2 protein-coding genes are annotated in these 921 nt (G+C 40.0%); both read right to left on the bottom strand.

Annotation, left to right across the window (positions count from 1 at the left end):
* Nucleotides 1–34: 34 nt before the first annotated feature.
* Nucleotides 35–436, bottom strand: a complete 402-nt coding sequence (locus INF73_RS21775; protein WP_193547325.1) for a hypothetical protein — start codon at nt 434–436, stop codon at nt 35–37.
* Nucleotides 424–921: HAD family phosphatase (locus INF73_RS21780; RefSeq protein WP_227414416.1), on the bottom strand; the 498-nt coding region annotated here is incomplete at its 5' end. The genes INF73_RS21775 and INF73_RS21780, both read right to left, overlap by 13 nt.

A 921-nucleotide genomic window follows, 5' to 3' on the forward strand; every position in this document is an offset into this window, starting at 1 on the left:
TAATATTAACCCAAATATTTAAATTCAATTGAGATTAATTCAGTGTAATACCCTGTAACACAGCTTGCTGCCAACAGTTCTGCAAGGTGATATCTCCCGCATGAGGATCGTGATCGCGAATAGCATCCATTGCGCACTGACGAAATAAGCGTATTGAAGGAAAATAAATCCACCCATCGTTTTGAGTATAAAACCATGCTTGCGCAAACTTCGATAACTCAGGTAATCTAAATACATTCGATGTCGTCAGATAAACTGGCATCCGTTCGGGTAACTCTGTAGCCAGTATTAAAGCTTTGCAGAGTAAAGGCATATTTTTTTGCGAGATCAGTGTAATCGGAGCTAAAGCACCATCTTGTTGCCTTTTTTTTAATTTTAGACTTGTGGCTTTATCCACCGAGACAATGTTTTCATTTAAATAGATCATTCCAAGCATTTTGCAGGCTCCATGTTACACTGTGTAATAAAACTCTTTATAGCTTCGTAAGTAACCTCAGAAGGGTCACGTACGCTTAACACATGAGCACCCGCTGCCTTTGCAGCAGCAATTCCGTGAGGATTATCTTCGACTACAATGCATTCACTAGCTTTAAGACCCAACCGCTCAAAAGATTTTAGATAAATCTCAGGATTTGGTTTGCCGTTGACCACATCTTCATTGGACAGAATAATATCTAAATATTGTATTAATTTTGCGCGACTAAGCATTGCTTCAATACTACTGCGAAATGAGTTAGATGCTACACCCAGGCTGTATCCATCACGACGCAGTTCTGCTAGTGCATATTGATGCTGAAAAACAGGCCAACAACGCTGATAAATTATCCGCATGGTGTAGATATGTTTCATTTCGTTAATGAAATGGTGCAGAGAGATTGGGAGCCCGAAGCGTTGAGATAATCGATGCAACTTCTCACGAGT

The organism is Enterobacter cloacae complex sp. P6RS, from assembly GCF_014982245.1.
In the GTDB taxonomy this organism is placed as follows: Bacteria; Pseudomonadota; Gammaproteobacteria; order Enterobacterales; family Enterobacteriaceae; genus Enterobacter; species Enterobacter bugandensis.

What these genes read in the sequence shown, in the direction of transcription:
- INF73_RS21775 (WP_193547325.1), bottom strand. Translation starts at nt 436, where the DNA reads ATGCTTGGAATGATCTATTTAAATGAAAACATTGTCTCGGTGGATAAA.